Consider the following 16222-nt stretch of genomic DNA (forward strand, 5'->3'; position numbering starts at 1 on the left):
TTTCCAGTTTATTAAAATGTCTTTGTTTCTACCTCTGTCAGCTCATCATTATACATCGGCAGGGAAGCTCCTTTTTTAACAAAGAAAGGAATATTAGCAAGCGAAACATCCAATGTAATCGTTCTTCCCCCTTCGTAAACATCGCCAGTATAATAATCGACCCAGCCTTCCGGATTTTTCGGCAGGTAGATTTGCCGTTCTGTTTGTCCTTCTTCTACAACAGGGCAGACAAGCAGTTTATCCCCCAGCATAAAATCATCACTATCTTTATACGTTTTCTCATCCTCTTCAAAAGCATAGAATGTCGGAAGAATAATTGGCTCATAATTATCGTGAGAATTTTCTACCAGACTTTGAATATAAGGATTCAGACGTTCATGAAGATGCATTGCTTCCTTCACTTCCTCCAACACCTCTTCATGCATCCACGCCTCGTTTACAGACCCATCATCATTCCATGAATGAATAGAGAATCTAGGATAAAATACACCGCATTGCACCCATCTCAAAAACAATTCAGGATCTGGCTTTGGTCCCGAAAAGCCGCCGATATCATGCCCAAAATTATAAATACCGGATAAGCTCAATCCAAGCGCTATTTTATTATTAAACTTCAGTGTATGCCAGCTTGTCCGATTATCTCCTGTCCAAGTCTGTACATACTTGGACATCCCCGCACAGCCTGAACGGCTGATAATATAAGGGTGCTCCTCTGTATTGTATGCAAGCTGCACCTCCCGGGATGCCTTCATCATCAAGAGTGGCATGATGGCACGATAATCCTGGAAGTTTCCGCCTTTTCCAAATCCATGCACCTGCGCTTTTTGATCCCAAATTTCAAACTCGTTATTATCATTCCATGTGCAATTAATATGATTATCTAACAGCTTGGTTTTAATCTGATGCTTCCACCAGTTGATTGTATCTGGATTGGTAAAGTCTAAATAATATCCTTCATCATCCCAGAACTGAACCAGCAAAGGCTTTCCGTGTTCATCTTTAATAAACCCGTCAAACGCTAAAACCTCATCAAGCAAAGGATGATTCAGCATAAGTGATGGTTTAATATTTGCTACAATTTCTACACCTTCATCAGTAAAATGCTTTCCAAATGCTTTGGGATCCGGGAACTTATCATAATTCCAGTTAAACACATAGCGTTTCCCGTCAATGGAAGTATAGCCGGAAGAAAGATGGAAAGAGCGCACTTTTATATCATGACGGTTACATTGCTCCAGAAACCCATTTAGTAACTCTTGTGAATCCGGCAAATCTGTATACTGCATCGTAGAGCCAGAATAGGAAATCGCCCATGCCGGCATTTTAGCCGGTCTTCCTGTCAGCCAGCTGAATCGCTTTGTTACATCCTTGATTTGCGGTCCGGCGATCACATAATAATCTAAGAAATTACTATTTGTCTCATAATAGCGGTAATAACCATGGTAATTATCCAACTCCTGGCCAAAATCAAACACCGAGTTCTGGTAATCATCATAGAAAATTCCGATAGATTGACGAATTTCCGGCTTATAAGTGATATAAAACGGAATATGCTTGTATAACGGATCTGTTGTTTCCGCATTATATCCCATTGCATCAATATTATTCATCCGAAATCTTCTTCCATGTCTATCAGCAGCACCGGATTTCTCTCCTAACCCGAAATACATCTCTTCTAAACCACGTTCAAGATAGTGGCATGTAGGCTGATTGGCACTAATATGATGCTGGTAGCTCTGCGTCTTGCGGTCTGTCATCACCTGTTCAAAGGATCCATCAGCATTTTTTTGAAACCAAGTTAAATAGAATCCTTCCTTTTGAATATCTAATTTTAATTCTTCTGTTGTAATGGTAATCGACTCATCCGACTCTGAAAAGCTGTATTCTGGCAAAGAGAACGGTTTCATATTTTGACGTGAAAGTCCTTCAAATGGCAATTCCGTATCTCCTGGCGTAATTGTCCAGGTTGGAAAGCTGATTTCTTCTTCCGTACTTACTCTTACATTAATAATCGACGGCTCCAGCACACGAATATGCGTATATATTGACTGCTCCTGATTATGCAAAGTAATCTGATTCTCTTTATGAGCGGTTACATCAAACCTTTTCATTCTATTCCTCCTAAAATAACAACGTTGTTATTTATAATATGACATAATTTTAGAGAAAAAGAAAGGGATAATACTTTCTTTCCAGAAAAAACATCTTCTTTTCATCCATAAAAATAAAGAGAGAGAAGAATCTTTTTTCTCCCCTCCCTTTTATTCGAAAGGAAACAATCAATCGTCTCCTTCCTCCCATTGCACACGCTGCATAAATTCTGCCGAAGCTTTATAGCCCTGCTGCTGCAGGTACCAGTTATTTGCAGCTGCTTCTACTAACCCAGCTACATCCCGCCCTGGCTGGAGCTGAATTTCGATTCTTGGAATTTTCACACCCATGTATTCCTCATGATCTGTTTTTAACTCCAAATCATTATTGAGTGCATCCTTCTCCCACTTTGTCAGTTCAATATCCAGAGAAATACGTGATTCGTCCTGGAATGCCTTTCTGCCGTACATACGGACAACATTTAAGAGACCGACACTGCGAAGAGCAAGAAATTCCCGGTTAATATCATTATGTGTCCCGAGAATTGTCTGATGGCTCACTTTTTTCAATATAACAATGTCGTCGGAAACAAGACGATGCCCCCGGCCAATTAAGGTATGCGCCAGCTCACTCTTCCCTACACCGGACTCCCCGCGGATTAAAACACCAATGCCGGAGACATTCAGACATACACCATGAACGGCAATTTCTGTTGCCAGCTGACGTGTTAAATAATTATCTACTTTGGCGATAAAATCAACTGCCGTATCCGCTGTGCGCAGAAGAGGAATGTTCTCCTCCTGACAGAATTTAGTTAAATAAGTAAGCCCCTCTTGATTCGAAGTAACAATAAAGCATGGAGGATGATAGCTCACCACATGGTCTATCCGTTCCTTCCGTTCTTCAATATTCTGCTGCTTCAAAAAGTTAATTTCTTTTTTCCCTAAAATCTGCACACGCTCCATCGGGAAAAAATCAAAATAACCAATAAACTCCAAACCTGGGCGATGTGTCCTGGCCTTTTTGATGGTACGATCTAATTTTTCTCCTCCAGCCAGCACTTCTAATTGAAATTCTTTTACTAAGTCATTTACACTGATAGATTTCAAAGCTCCGCACTCCTCTCTACCCTGCTAGTTTCCCTATATTATAACGAATTATAGGATAAAGAGACAGGCTCATGTAGGAAAAATCGCTATTTTACGCATTTTATACCGTCAAATTTTGGACACGATAAAAATATGCTTGAATTTTTTCACTTCATTAACAAAAAGGAGCAGGAAAGCTGTGCGAGATCATATCACCTTTCTACACACTCTATTTAATAATTTGAACACGTTTAATATAGCGTCCATCTACTTCTAAGATGCAAAAGGTTAAATTCTCGCGTTCAAGAACATCTCCTTCTTCCGGGAAGGTAGTGAAATTTCTCAATATATATGCTGCAAGTACATCATCTTCTTCCGGGAAGGTAGTGAAATTTCTCAATATATATGCTGCAAGTACATCATCTTCTTCTGGGATATCCGTATCAAATGTATTGTTTAACTGATGCAGCGTAATCTTCCCATCACAGATAATTTCCGTTTCTGTCTGTTTTTCAATCAAAGCATCCTCTTCTATGTCTGTCTCATCTTCAATTTCCTGTCCAATCATCACTTCAATAATATCCTCTTGTGTTACAATACCTTCTGTACCGCCATATTCATCCAAAACAATGGCCATATGCTTTTTTTCCTCCAGCATTTTATGAAATACCCATTCGGTATTATTAAATTCATACACACGAAGCGGATTCATATCACTATAATTTGCCAGCGTTTTTTCTTTGTCATCGCTCCAGGCAATTAAGTATTTGGAATGAAAAACCCCGACAATATCATCGACATCCTCTCCAAAAACCGGATATCGTGTAAACGGACTGGAAAGAACTAATTCTTTGACCTCCTGGTAGCTTGCTTCATGCTCCAGACCGACAATTTCGACACGGGGGGTTTTAAGAACATCCTTTACATTCAAATGATAAAAATCAAATACACCTCGAATCCGTGATGACTCCTCTTTTTGAAAAGCTCCTTCTGAGTCTGCAATATCAACAATTGCCCGCAGTTCTTCCTTGGAAACAGATTCAGCCTGTACTTCTCCTTTGGATAGTGCACTGGTAATCAAGCTTGTCAATCCATTTAATAAAAAGGTGACTGGTTTAAGGATAAATACAACCGCCTGGATAATTGGGTATACGATAAATGAAATACGGTTTGGAAAACTGGCTGCCACAGATTTTGGCAAAACCTCTGAGAATACAATAATGGTGACTGTAATAACAGCTGAAGCAATACCTATGTTCCAACCATAGTCTATTGCAATGATTGTAACCAGTGTAGGAAGGATAATATTTGCAATATTATTTCCAATTAAAATAGCTGTAATAAATTCACTGGGCTTAGAAATAAGATGAAGAATTTTTTCTGCTTTTTTATTTCCATCGTTTGCCTTTGCCTGCAACTTAACTTTGTTTGCCGCAGTTAAGGCTGTTTCACTTCCTGAAAAGAAAAAAGAGACAAATAATAAGAAAATGATCGCAATGATCACGAGTAAATTCCTCCTAAATAAGATAAAGTTTTTAGTGTGCTGATAATGCTTTCTAAGTAGAGATAAAAAGATAGCTTTCCTCGATTTGAAAACTATCTTTTCTATACTTGTCGGGTCTTAAAATTTATATTTATAATAAATTCTGAATGAACACCCGGATAACATCCGCTCCGCCGATAAGTGTTCCTAAGGAGCTTCCAATATTGGCAAATACGACAACAAGCAGAATGCGTGTTACTTTGTTATTCCAGAAGCCTTTTACAGAATGCACATCATCTGCTAATGAATCAAAATCTCCTACATTTGGCCGCTTAATATAAGCCTGAACGAATCCTGCAAACCACCCGGCTGCAAGTAATGGATTCAGCGAAGTAAATGGCGCTGCGACAAATGCTGTTAAAGCAGCTAATGGATGTGCCAACGCTACAAATGCTCCGATAGCTGAGAGCGAGCCATTCCATAGCACCCAGCTGATTGTTTGTTGCCAGCCTGCGGACGGGTTCATCATAAATGTATAAGCAATAACCCCAATAATTAGAATAGGGATTGTCCATCCGATTATTTTCGGCCACTTTGATTTTGGCGGGCGCTCCCGCAGCTTTTCTAAATCCTGGTCTTTTTCAATTTCTTTTGTAATACCTGGAACATGCGCAGCGCCAAGTATAGCTACAACCTTCTCACCCGGAGCTTCTTTAATTTTTTGTGATAAATACTGGTCCCGTTCATCAATTAATGGCTTCTTTAAGTCTGGAAAATGCTCGGTAAACTCCTGAAGCATCGCATTAATCGTATCCTGCTGCTTCATTTTTTCTAATTCTTCTTCAGAAATTTCCTCTCTGCTGAAAATACTTCCAAATACCTGCATTAGCAGCATTGCCTTTCCTTTAAAGCTGATGTTTCCCCAAATTCTTGAGAATGTAATTTGAATATCCCGATCAGCTAAAACAAGCTCTGCACCTGTTTCTTCTGCAGATTCTATACCTTGTATCATTTCTTCTCCCGGGCGAATGCCGAATTGCTTAGCCATCCGCTTCTGAAAGGAAGAAACCGCCAAGTTCATTAATAGCATCACTGCTTTTTTATCCCGGATGACTTGAAAGATATCTGTGTTTTTCCATTTATTATTATCCTTCACAGATTGAAAACGCTGGGCGTCCAGCTCAATACATACAGAATCTGGATGCTCTCTTTCAATGACTTCCTTAACCTGCTCCGCACTATTTTTCGAAACATGGGCTGTCCCAATTAAAATATATTCTTTCCCATTTAAATGGATTCTTGTGATATTCTCCTCACTCATGTACCATCCTTCTTCCTGCTATGATAAAATCCAAAGCATTGTTCCTTTTTAAAGTTTGTATAACCTATTGTAATACATTTTCAACAAATAATTAAACATCAGCTCACAAATAACGTATGATATAGGAAGTAAGATAATAAAATGATTAAAAGTGCATGTTCAAAAAGCTGCCAGAGGAAGTCTTACAGGTTCATGTGAAATGCCTTTTTGAACATCCTCTAAAAAAGACACAAATATGGAGGATTACTTATGTTTCACTATCAAATAAATGAAGATTTGGTGATACGGCAGCTGCAAATGTCCGATGCGAATGCCTTATTTAGAACGGTAGAAAAATCCAGAGGCGAACTTCGTGAATGGCTTCCCTGGATTGAGACGACAAAAAAACCGGCGGATTGCTTAGCCTTTATTGATTTATGTCTTCAGGGCGCCCAGCGCAGACAGTCGCTCAATCTTGGTATTTTTAATCAGGATAAGCTTATTGGCTGTGTGAATTATAATTTTATTGATTGGCAAAATGGCAGCACCTCCATCGGTTACTGGTTAGATCCCGACTATCAAGGAAAGGGTGTTATGACAGCAGCTGTTCAAGTGTTGATTGATTATGCTTTTTACACATTACAGCTAAATCGGGTTGAAATCCGGGCAGCAACACATAATAAAAAAAGCAGAGCCATTCCAGAACGGCTCCGTTTTCAAAAAGAGGGCATTATCCGGCAGGGAGAATGGTTATACGATCATTATGAAGATTTAGTTGTTTATGGGCTCTTGGCAAGGGAATGGACACATTAATACTTTAAAATACAACAATTTTTGACACTGCTTTATTTCTGCGTTTCTCTCATTTTCACTTCAATAATTTCTTTTGTACTGGTTTTAAAATAAATATCAATAATCACGCCAAATTCTTTTTCCTTACCGACCAGCCATAGCTTAAATGTTTCGACAGTTTGTTCTCCTTCTGTTTGTCTGCCTACATGCAAATAATCTACAATTTTATCTTGAGGATATTTCGCCTTGACTTCTTTCATGGCAAACTGTCCCCATTCTGCATATTCCGGTTCTTCTGCATTCACCCATGTCCCGATCAGCAAAGGAATGATAATAATACCGGCAAAAATAAGCGCTCGATACATTCGGTTCATCATGCCACCTCCTAATTAACATTAGCTTTTGTTATTTTTATGTTTTTATGCTAATCAGATGCTCGCATTTATTTCCCGGGAAATGGGCGCACTGCTTTTCTGTAAATAGTTATCCACAAGGCAATAACTCTATAATTTCTTGCAACGCTAAAAAAACAGGCTGTGCTTTACCACAGCCTGTTCGATTATTTCATCTGCACCCCATGCAGGTGAGCAAAGATACCTTTTTTCTGTAAGAGTTCCTCATGTGTTCCTTCTTCTTCAATGCCTTTTTTCGTCACAACCATAATGCGATCTGCCTCTTTAATTGTCGCAAGACGGTGGGCAATAACAAGTGTAGTACGGTCGGCTGCAAGCTCGTTCAATGCTTTTTGAATGATCATCTCTGTTTCTGTATCAAGTGCCGAGGTGGCTTCATCCAAAATTAGGATTGGTGGATTTTTCAAGAACATACGCGCAATCGCTATACGCTGTTTTTGACCTCCTGACAGCTTCAGTCCCCGCTCTCCGACCTGTGTTTCGTAACCGTCTGGAAGCTCATTGATAAAGTCTTCCATATGTGCACGTTTGGCCGCAAGCTCTATTTCCTCATTCGTTGCTTCTAAATTACCATAAGCAATATTCTCACGCAGCGTTCCAGTAAATAGAAATACATCCTGCTGAACAACACCTATATTGCTACGGAGGGATTCCTTTGTCATATCCCGGATATCCATTCCATCAATCGTAATCGATCCCTCATTCACATCATAAAATCTTGGGATTAACGCAGAGATAGTGGTTTTCCCTGCACCAGATGGTCCGACAAAAGCAACTGTTTCTCCTGGATTAATATGAAAGCTGATATCATTTAGAACAGGTTTTTTCGTTTTATCATAGCTGAAGCCGACTTGATTAAATCGGATATCTCCTTTTAAATCACTGACTACTGTGGCATCCGGCTTGTCCTCGACATCCGGATTCACTGCCATCATATCTGAAAAACGTTTGAAGCCTGCCATTCCTTTTGGATACAGCTCCAAGAGTGCTGTAATTTTATTAATCGGTGTTGTTAATACATTTACAAACAAGATAAAACTGACTAATTCTCCATAGCTGAGACGATCCGTATAAGTGAACCAGGCACCTACTACAAGTACAAGCAGTGTCATTAAACGCATAAGCAGGAAAATATTCGAATGAACAATTCCCATTATTTTATACGCTCCTACCTTCACAAGGCGGAACTTTTCATTATTCTCCTGGAAGCGTTCCTTCTCAAATTCTTCATTTGTAAAGGATTGTACAACGCGCACACCTGAAACAGCGTCTTCTATCCTCGCATTAACTCCCGCAATATTTGCATACATTTTCCTCCATGCCTTATTCATGCGAATGTTTCCAAACGTAATAAGGAAAATCAATAGAGGTACAGTAATAAGAACAATAAGTGCTAAAACTGGATTAATAGTGAACATAATAAAGAATGCACCCATAAATGTCATAATCGAGATAAAGAAATCCTCTGGACCATGATGAGCCAGCTCTCCTAAATCGAATAAATCATTGGTAATACGGCTCATAATATGACCTGTTTTCGTATTATCAAAGAAACGAAAAGATTGTCTCTGTACCTGATAGAATAAATCCCGGCGCATGTCTGTTTCTATATTAATACCGAGCTTATGCCCTAAATAGGAAACAACATATTGCAAGTAAGTACTGATAATATAAATAATCAACAGCAATACAGAGGTGACAACAATAGCATTCCAGTCCTGACCAGGCAACAGCTGATCGATAAACCACTGAACAGCTACCGGAAATGCCAATTCAAGCAGTGCTACAACTACTGCAGCTGAGAAATCTATAATAAATAACCGCTTATGTGGTTTATAATATGAAAAAAATTGACGCAGCATTCTTATCTCCCTTTCTTTTGTTTTTTTATAATGGTAAGCACATATTAATGAATTATATATTTAATCTCTTATGAAAACAATATACTTAACTTCATATTCGAATAAAAAACGCAGGCCACAGCCGATTTTAAAATGCAGAGACTTACTCGAAATCTTAATTTGCAGTCTAATTTAGCTGCCCTTGAATAAGAATAAATTTCCGCTAAAATGATACTTTTCCAATGTACTGAGAAAGTTTGTCCCAGTCCGTGCATACCATTAAAAAAGGGGGGCGTTTCACGTGAAACCAATGAAGCTTATTTGCTATCTGGTGGGGTTTGTTTTTCTCGTTTCCGGACTGATGAAATTTATAGACCTGTCGATGGTCAGCAGTTTTGAACAGATGGGGGTGCCTTTATCTAATTATGTTTATTTTTTTGTAGCTCTTTTCGAAGTGATGGCGGGGATGCTATTAATCGGCAGAATATTTATCCACATATCCATTATTCCGCTTATCTTTATTATGCTTGGTGCACTCTTTTTTACAAAGGTGCCTGTTCTGACTGGCGATGGAGTATTCGCATTTCTCTTTGCATCGCGATTAGATATTACGTTACTTATATTGCTCATCTTCCTTTGGACACAACGCAAGGAAAAAGAAGCCTTTACTTAACTTTCCCACAACCAGATTGTGGACAACATCTGTGTAATTCTAAAAACCTGTATATATCCTATGGATAAACCAACTTTACCCACAATTATATCCACATATGCACAAATGTTCGCCGTTATCTTGTATAGGAACATGTTTTCCACACTAAATATAGAAAAAAGAATAATATTTATCCACCGTTTGTGCATAATTCTTTATTTCTGTGGATAATTAACAAACACAAAAAGAATGGATGATTCTTCTTTTCATCCATTCTTCTCTCATTATTCTTGAACCTCCAGCACAATCTCCGTTTGATTAAGCTCCCCGTCCCGATAATAGTCTACTTTTATATGATCTCCAACGTCTTTCTGCTCGTAAAGGATTTTTCGCAAATCAATCGTGTTATACACAGGCTCGCCATCTAACGCTACAATGACATCATATTGTTCAATACCTGCTTTATCCGCTGGAGATGCGTTTTCCACACTCCATACATATACACCGCCATCTACTTCTAATGGCAGCTGCAAAGTATTTCTCCATTCATACTGAGGCAGCTCCTCAATTGAATAAATCTCTACACCTAAAAATGGACGGACGACTTCACCATGCTCCTCCAGCTCCTGCATAACAGGAAGAGCACTATCAATTGGAATCGCAAATCCTATCCCCTCTACTGCTTCTTCATTAATTTTCATGGAATTAATCCCAATTAATTGTCCATATAAGTTAATCAGTGCTCCGCCACTATTTCCCGGATTAATCGCTGCATCTGTCTGAACAACTTCTGCCTGCCAGTCAGGCTGCCCATCAAAATTAAAATCCATTGGAATTGTGCGCTCTGTTCCACTGATTACTCCTTGGGTAACTGTGCTCGATAAGTATGCTCCTAACGGGTTTCCAATAGCAATCGCGGGCTCTCCCACTTTTAAATTTGCTGAAGAGCCTACTTCCATTGCCTTATCTTTATTTCCACTCTCCATTTTAAGTACTGCTAAGTCTGTAAATAAATCACTTCCAATAATATCTGCTTCCATATGTGTATCATCATACATAATAACTTCCACTGCATCTGCATCTTCAATAACATGGTGGTTTGTTACAATATACGTTTCACCATTCTCTACTTTATAAATAACACCTGACCCAGTCCCTGCTTCAATACCATCTGCACCGGCTCCCCATGAAACATTCTGCTGAATATTGGTAATGCCGACTACAGCCGGGGTTACTTGTTCAATAATATCTGTCAGCTGCGTGGAGACATCTACCTGCATTGGCTGACCTGCTGAATCATCATTGCTGCCGGAAGTCTCATTGTTTTCTTCTTCAGCAAGATTTGCCTGCTCAGTATTCTCATTATTAAGAAAATCAGGGTTAATAAGCATCACAAGTATTCCACCAATGATAATACCTAATAATAGCGGGACAAGCCATTTATTTTTATTGCCTGGCGGCTGTGGTGGCTGTGGCTGATCCTGTTGATCATTATATTCCATATATCCTTCTCCTTATCAATTTATCTACCTAAGTATTCCCAAAATTCCTTTAGTACTAAACCCATAATTCCTACTTCTTTATTAAATAAAAAGGACTGCATTGGGCGGCTAATTTCAGTTTATGCATAAATGAAATTTTTATCCCAATACAGGCCTCTGTACCTTTTCCTTTGAGAAATTCTATCCCGTTCAGACACGCTCCGTTACAGTACTGACCTCGTAAAGCGGTGTTGGTGCTTCGGGGTCTGTATCATGCAGTTCTAATTCAATTCCCCGTTCAACTAGAATCTGATTGACAGACATGCGCGCCAGATCCTTCATATTATTGTCTAAGCTAAGGTGAGCTAAATAAATCCGCTTGGTGCGGTTAGAGATAATATCCGCCAGAGCGAGGCCGGAATCTTCATTTGAAACGTGCCCGGAGTCACCCAGAATACGTCGTTTTACATTCCATGGATAACGCCCCATCCGCAGCATCTCTACATCATGATTCGCCTCAAATATATAAGCATCTGCATCTTCGACAGTTTTCTTAATCCGTTCAGATACGTAGCCTAAATCTGTAACCAGTGCAACCTTTTGCCCGTTACTGCGGAAGGTATAAAACATTGGTTCTGCAGCATCATGAGATACACCAAAGGATTCGACTTCTATATCACCAAAGCTCCGGACCGATTCCATATCGAATTGAAACTTTTGGTCAATTGTCAGTTTGCCAAGGGAATTATCCATTGCCTGCCATGTTTTCTCATTTGCATAGATAGGCAGATTATACTTTCGGGCAAAGATACCCAGACCTTTAATATGGTCACTATGCTCATGTGTTACAAGAATTCCGTCAAGACGTGACGGATCAACATCAATCTCCCCAAAAAGTCCATCCATCTTTTTTCCGCTTAAGCCAGCGTCTACCAACAGGCGCTGCTGTTCTGATTCTATATAAAATGCGTTGCCTGTGCTCCCTGATGCAAGCACACTAAAACGTAAGGTCATTCTGACTCACTCCTAAAAGGCTCAATCTTATTCTCTATGACAGAAATAAGGTTATCAGCTAGAGAATCATCCTCATCCGCCATTAAATAGAGTTTTCTTAAATAATTATCCTCTAGCATTTTCACAAGATAATCTTTATAATTGCCAGAATACGTAGAGGATTCGGCTGCATTAACAAAATAATCACGCTCATCATCTACAGTTATTTTATAGGTCGGTGCGAATACTTGCGTTCCCTCTTCCGCTTCCGCAATTCTTGAGTAATAGCCATAGCTGACATCTGTTATATCATCTTCTGCATTTAAATAACGACTTTGAAGCAAGGAACTAATAGCAATCTTAGGAGTATTTAAGGTTGGGCTTCCCTGTGTATCTGTCTCCCCTAACATGGTTTGTGTATAATGTGTAATTTCATTATTATCATTAACATAAAAAGTAAGCATTGCATGTCGATTTAAGTAAATTGGATGCCCTTCCTTATTTTGAAAGAAAACAATAATATTTAAATCATCGTCCCATGCTCCAAAGGAAAAGTCGGATACATCTAGAATATAAGGGCTGACCAGACTGGAAAGCGTTTCTTCATCCGCATTGTCAGGAATCTTTAATGGAGAAGAAAACTCTACTATTAATAATTTACTGTCCAGGGTCTTCTCGGCCTTGATATCCTTGTTATCATTTAAATTACTGATTTCCGATCCTGTAAATTTCTTTTGTGCGGAGGAAATATAACTCAGTTCCGGGACCTCAAAATCAACATCAGCAGAAATAGTAATGTTTTCCTCTCTCAGCTCTTCGTCCAGGTCCATATTACTCGTATCCAGCTCTGGAATATTCATTTCATCCTGTTTGCTGATAAATTGATATAGTAAATACCCATTCAGGACAAGGAAGCTGAGGATAAACAGTGTTTTAATATGTGACCATCGCATCTCAGCTTCCTCCTTCAACGTTCTGTGTTCCTGTATTTTTTTCTGGTACTGCTGACCAGCTGTCATTCACACGCTGGTACCAATCCGGCTCTAATAATACATAGTCCTCACCATTAACATCCTTTTCAACCGTCAAACGATATCCAATCTGCACATCCTGAATATCTGCTATATTTTTACTCTGCTGAATGCTCGAAATGATTTCATCGCTGTCTCTTAATTTTTTGCTGGATGTATTAGCAACAGTATCCAATGTTATCAATGAACGGGTGTATTCACTCAATTGATCACTCTGCCATCTTTGATAAATTGTTGATAAATCCATATAAGAATTATTTATAACAGGATATTGAAACCGATACAAACGGTAAGTAACACTGTCATTCGTATAGCTGTCCAGACGATAATCATCTGTAAACCCTGCATGTTCATTAATATTTTCCAAGCTTTGCTGAAAGACACTTTTGTCTACCGGTTCTTTATTCCACTCAGCAACATTGATAAACTTCATCCCATGCCCTGTAATATTTAACTGTCTATCATCTGTCCGATACATAATTGATTCCGGAGCAGATTTCGATTCACTCACCAGATTGGGACGAGTGAACATGATATTTCTAACATCAGCAGAATTAGTCCTATCAAAGGTATACTTAAATGATTCCATTGATTTTTCTTCAACTGGAATATATATATTTCTGGCAGTCTCCGTCAATAAATAATTTTCTTCAAATTTTTTATCTGTCAGATTACTAAACATCGACAGCAATTGCTCATAGTTTGTCGTAGAATGGATAGTGCCTTCAACTGCTTCATCCCCATCCAAAGAAACAAAATAAACCTTTAATAACTGATCTTCTTCTTGTAATTGAATATAAAACCGATCTACATAAAAGTTCATATTTTTCGACAATGTACGGTCTATATTTAAAATATTTTCAAATAAAGATAATGGAACTCCTGTTGGAAATATAATTTCTACTTCTGCATCAGCAGTCTTTTCTTCTGCATCTGTACTTTGCAAATCGGTAATTTCCCATGTCTGGATATCTTCAAATAATTCGGCACTATCTTCTGGATCCACATAGCTGTAGAATTCTCCGTTTATTTTAAAAACAACGTCATTTGGTTTTATAACATCATTTTCTTGCTTTTGCTCGCCGCCCAGATCAGCTTTATCAACCGACTCATCGTCATTTAGCGGTTCATACTCTGCTCGATAATTCCACATTCCAAAAGTGAGAATTAAGCTCGTTCCTATTAATATAATCAGCAACAATGATTTTGCAGTCTCTAACTTCATTTGCCTTTCCCCCGCTTCGAACCCATGAGTGGCAAGGTAAATAGAATTGTCGTTCCACGCCCTTCTTTACTTTGCGCCCAGATTTTCCCGTGATGGGCTTCTACAAGCTCTTTCGTGATAGCCAGACCAAGACCGGTGCCTCCAAGCTTTCTTGTTCTGGCGCGATCGGCACGGTAGAAACGATCAAATATTTTATCAAGCTTATCATATGGAATACCCACACCTTCATCCAGAATACTAATAATAACAATATGACGTCTTACATCGAGATTTACACGAACCTTTCCGCCTTCCGGAGAGTATTTGAAAGCGTTGGTAATAATGTTGTCAAACACCTGGGTAATTTTATCTCTATCCATCCATACAAATGATTTTCCTTTTGGTATATTACGCTCTAACGTAATTGTTTCGGGCAGATTCATTTCGTACCGGTCCAAAACCTGATGCACATAGCTCATGAATTCGGTTCTTTCCTTGTGCATCGGCAATTCATCCGAATCCATTTTAGATAGCTGCAGCAGGTCGTTTACCATCCGGATCATACGGTCTGTTTCTTTCTGTGTGACCTCTAAAAATCGCGGCGCAATTTCTTTGTTTTCCCAAGCGCCATCAGATAACGCTTCTAGATAACTTTTCATTGTTGTCAGCGGCGTCCGGAGCTCATGTGACACATTCGACACAAAGTCTCTGCGTTCCTGATCAATTTTCTCCTGCTCAGTAACATCACTAATCACGGTGATAAAACCAGTCGTTTCTTCTTCCTCATCAACAACTGTAGAAAAATTAGCCCGTATAATAAACGGCGTTTCTTCATCACTGAAATCAATAATTATCGAACCGCTATCCGGCAGCTTACTGATATCGACAACTTTTTCTTCCAGCTTTAAAACATCAATTAAGTCCTCTCCAATGACATCATCCGGATTTAAACCAATCATTCTGGCTGCAGCATCATTCATCAATGTTACGGCCCCAGACTCGTCTGTAGCAATAACCCCGTCACTCATATAGGAAAGAACAGAGCTTAATTTCCTCCGCTCCTCTTCAATGGTGGCATAGGAGTGCTTCAGTCTGCTGTTTAAATCATTAAATGCCTCCGCCAGCTGTCCGATTTCATCCCGGCCATAGATCTCGAGCTGCTGTGTAAAGTCTCCATTCGACATAATCAATGCTTGTTCACGCATTTCCTGAATCGGTTTAGTAATTGTACGTGCTACCAGAATCCCAAGTATTGCCGAGATACTTATCGCTAAGATGGAGCCCTGGAGAAAGATATTATTAATTCCTTCAATCTGATCATAAACCTCCTCCATAGAGGCTTTAAATTGAATTGCGCCGACTGTATTTCCTTCATCTCCGACCAACGGTTCCACATGTACATAGACTCTGCTATCTGTCTCCCGGTCAAAATATGGTTTTTGCTGGGATTTATCGAAAAGTAAGGTATTCCTTACATCGATATCTGTGGTTTTTCTCCCGATTTCCGATCTCCCATCGATCCGGTTTGTCCCTAAAGTCCTTCTTTGATTATCATATACATGGATTGTCGTTGCCAGATTATCTGTGTTGACATCATCAATAATTGTCTGAATTTCCTGCTCTAAACTCGGATCTTCTTCAGAACGGTCTCTTATAAAGGCTTGTTCCAGATTATAGCTCAGCATTTCGACACGCTCATTAATTGATTGTTTAAAGGTCGTCGTCAAGTCATCTTCCAACCTGTTGGTAAAAAAAGACCCAATAACCTGTACAGCTAAGATTAGCAGCAGGATGTAAATAATAATAAACTTTAACTGGATCGATCTGAAAAAACCAACTTTATTCATCATGCC

At 39.1% G+C, this 16222-nt stretch carries 13 protein-coding genes; 2 read left to right on the forward strand and 11 right to left on the reverse strand.

The features are described 5' to 3' along the window. Window positions 1-11: 11 nt before the first annotated feature. From MHH51_RS23025 to MHH51_RS23040, 4 genes are all read right to left on the reverse strand, one after another. On the reverse strand, window positions 12-2111 hold the full coding sequence (locus MHH51_RS23025) for a TIM-barrel domain-containing protein (RefSeq protein WP_339283832.1): 2100 nt from the start codon (window positions 2109-2111) through the stop codon (window positions 12-14). 168 nt (window positions 2112-2279) lie between these two features. Further along, window positions 2280-3200 (reverse strand): HPr(Ser) kinase/phosphatase, encoded by a 921-nt coding sequence (gene hprK / locus MHH51_RS23030; RefSeq protein WP_147212486.1) that lies wholly within the window; start codon window positions 3198-3200, stop codon window positions 2280-2282. Between the two features lie 208 nt (window positions 3201-3408). Continuing rightward, window positions 3409-4683, reverse strand: coding sequence for a CNNM domain-containing protein (locus tag MHH51_RS23035; RefSeq protein WP_339283834.1), 1275 nt, complete (start codon window positions 4681-4683; stop codon window positions 3409-3411). Between the two features lie 130 nt (window positions 4684-4813). Then, complete coding sequence (locus tag MHH51_RS23040) at window positions 4814-5983, reverse strand: TraB/GumN family protein (RefSeq protein WP_339283835.1); 1170 nt, start codon at window positions 5981-5983, stop codon at window positions 4814-4816. Window positions 5984-6232: 249 nt separating this feature from the next. Between MHH51_RS23040 and MHH51_RS23045 the strand changes: the two genes are divergently transcribed. Beyond that, window positions 6233-6775, forward strand: coding sequence for a GNAT family protein (locus tag MHH51_RS23045; protein ID WP_147212489.1), 543 nt, complete (start codon window positions 6233-6235; stop codon window positions 6773-6775). Between the two features lie 32 nt (window positions 6776-6807). Here MHH51_RS23045 and MHH51_RS23050 read toward each other — a convergent pair whose 3' ends face one another. Together MHH51_RS23050 and MHH51_RS23055 are read right to left on the reverse strand one after the other, a co-directional pair. Further along, window positions 6808-7128, reverse strand: coding sequence for a DUF3889 domain-containing protein (locus MHH51_RS23050; RefSeq protein WP_339283837.1), 321 nt, complete (start codon window positions 7126-7128; stop codon window positions 6808-6810). A gap of 185 nt (window positions 7129-7313) precedes the next feature. After that, on the reverse strand, window positions 7314-9029 hold the full coding sequence (locus tag MHH51_RS23055; RefSeq protein ID WP_147212491.1) for an ABC transporter ATP-binding protein: 1716 nt from the start codon (window positions 9027-9029) through the stop codon (window positions 7314-7316). Window positions 9030-9318: 289 nt separating this feature from the next. On the opposite strand from MHH51_RS23055, the gene MHH51_RS23060 reads away from it, so the two are divergent. Further along, complete coding sequence (locus MHH51_RS23060; RefSeq protein ID WP_339286358.1) at window positions 9319-9681, forward strand: DoxX family protein; 363 nt, start codon at window positions 9319-9321, stop codon at window positions 9679-9681. A 263-nt stretch (window positions 9682-9944) separates the two neighbouring features. On the opposite strand, the gene MHH51_RS23065 is transcribed toward MHH51_RS23060, so the two are convergent. From MHH51_RS23065 to walK, 5 genes are all read right to left on the reverse strand, one after another. After that, window positions 9945-11162, reverse strand: a complete 1218-nt coding sequence (locus MHH51_RS23065) for a trypsin-like peptidase domain-containing protein (protein WP_339283839.1) — start codon at window positions 11160-11162, stop codon at window positions 9945-9947. A gap of 189 nt (window positions 11163-11351) precedes the next feature. Further along, window positions 11352-12155, reverse strand: a complete 804-nt coding sequence (locus MHH51_RS23070) for an MBL fold metallo-hydrolase (protein WP_339283841.1) — start codon at window positions 12153-12155, stop codon at window positions 11352-11354. Further along, on the reverse strand, window positions 12152-13087 hold the full coding sequence (locus MHH51_RS23075; protein WP_339283842.1) for a two-component system regulatory protein YycI: 936 nt from the start codon (window positions 13085-13087) through the stop codon (window positions 12152-12154). Before MHH51_RS23075 ends, MHH51_RS23070 begins: the two co-directional genes overlap by 4 nt. Window position 13088: 1 nt before the next feature. Beyond that, window positions 13089-14390 (reverse strand): two-component system activity regulator YycH, encoded by a 1302-nt coding sequence (gene yycH / locus MHH51_RS23080; protein ID WP_339283844.1) that lies wholly within the window; start codon window positions 14388-14390, stop codon window positions 13089-13091. After that, window positions 14387-16216 (reverse strand): cell wall metabolism sensor histidine kinase WalK, encoded by a 1830-nt coding sequence (gene walK, locus MHH51_RS23085; RefSeq protein WP_147212522.1) that lies wholly within the window; start codon window positions 16214-16216, stop codon window positions 14387-14389. The genes yycH and walK overlap by 4 nt, the downstream gene beginning before the upstream one ends. Window positions 16217-16222: the final 6 nt, after the last annotated feature.

The sequence above is a fragment of the Oceanobacillus sp. FSL K6-3682 genome (genome assembly GCF_037976165.1).
Lineage (GTDB): Bacteria > Bacillota > Bacilli > Bacillales > Amphibacillaceae > Oceanobacillus > Oceanobacillus sojae.

Bases quoted from the DNA above. Each gene is read 5' to 3' on its own strand.
- MHH51_RS23025 (WP_339283832.1), bottom strand. From the start codon at position 2,111: ATGAAAAGGTTTGATGTAACCGCTCATAAAGAGAATCAGATTACTTTG.
- MHH51_RS23040 (WP_339283835.1), bottom strand. From the start codon at position 5,983: ATGAGTGAGGAGAATATCACAAGAATCCATTTAAATGGGAAAGAATAT.
- MHH51_RS23045 (WP_147212489.1), top strand. From the start codon at position 6,233: ATGTTTCACTATCAAATAAATGAAGATTTGGTGATACGGCAGCTGCAA.
- MHH51_RS23050 (WP_339283837.1), bottom strand. From the start codon at position 7,128: ATGAACCGAATGTATCGAGCGCTTATTTTTGCCGGTATTATTATCATT.
- MHH51_RS23055 (WP_147212491.1), bottom strand. From the start codon at position 9,029: ATGCTGCGTCAATTTTTTTCATATTATAAACCACATAAGCGGTTATTT.
- MHH51_RS23060 (WP_339286358.1), top strand. From the start codon at position 9,319: ATGAAGCTTATTTGCTATCTGGTGGGGTTTGTTTTTCTCGTTTCCGGA.
- MHH51_RS23065 (WP_339283839.1), bottom strand. From the start codon at position 11,162: ATGGAATATAATGATCAACAGGATCAGCCACAGCCACCACAGCCGCCA.
- MHH51_RS23070 (WP_339283841.1), bottom strand. From the start codon at position 12,155: ATGACCTTACGTTTTAGTGTGCTTGCATCAGGGAGCACAGGCAACGCA.
- MHH51_RS23075 (WP_339283842.1), bottom strand. From the start codon at position 13,087: ATGCGATGGTCACATATTAAAACACTGTTTATCCTCAGCTTCCTTGTC.
- yycH (WP_339283844.1), bottom strand. From the start codon at position 14,390: ATGAAGTTAGAGACTGCAAAATCATTGTTGCTGATTATATTAATAGGA.
- walK (WP_147212522.1), bottom strand. From the start codon at position 16,216: ATGAATAAAGTTGGTTTTTTCAGATCGATCCAGTTAAAGTTTATTATT.